The 514-nt window shown below is 66.5% G+C and carries 1 protein-coding gene; it reads right to left on the bottom strand.

Annotated elements, in window-relative coordinates:
• Positions 1 to 352: 352 nt before the first annotated feature.
• The gene (locus AC1DM5_RS36555; RefSeq protein WP_477976960.1) at positions 353 to 463 is read right to left on the bottom strand and encodes a DUF5808 domain-containing protein; all 111 of its coding nucleotides are present in this window, start codon (positions 461 to 463) and stop codon (positions 353 to 355) included.
• Positions 464 to 514: the final 51 nt, after the last annotated feature.

Genomic DNA, 514 nt, shown 5'->3' with positions numbered 1-514 from the left:
TCCTGATCCCAATGGCGGTGGGCCCACACAGTCACAGTCGTGCCCTTCGTCCGGAGGGAATGAGGCATCAAGTCTTTAGGCGTACGCCGGGCATGCAGGACACGGGTCCCGAACGTCCGCCACCGTTGCTGCGAGCAGACGGCAGTTGGCTCCATGAGGGTCGCCGGGGGCGCGCCGGGACCCTGGTCAGGCGGCCTGTGAACGCCGCCCCGCCCGCACACCCGGCACATGGGAAAGCCTCTCGAGGCAGGGGCTTTCGCCGTTACCGATAGACATTGGGGAGGGACGCAAGTCCACTCGCGACGCTATGGTCTGGGTCAGCCGCCAAAACGGAGGCTGACCGCCAGGCCGATCAGCGCGGCCGCACCGGCCAGAAGCATCGCTGCCCTGGGATTGCCGAAGTTAGCGTCCATCCCAGACCGAACCGGCGCGGAACGACCAGCGCATGGTCTTCGCGGTTGATGTAGAACAGGCCACCGCGCCAGTGCTTGTCATCGTCCCGGTGGATCAGGCC

The sequence above is a fragment of the Rhizobium sp. 01T437 genome (genome assembly GCF_056398505.1).
The sequence above is the reverse complement of the archived record's forward strand: the minus strand, read 5'-3'. Positions and strand labels throughout refer to the sequence as shown.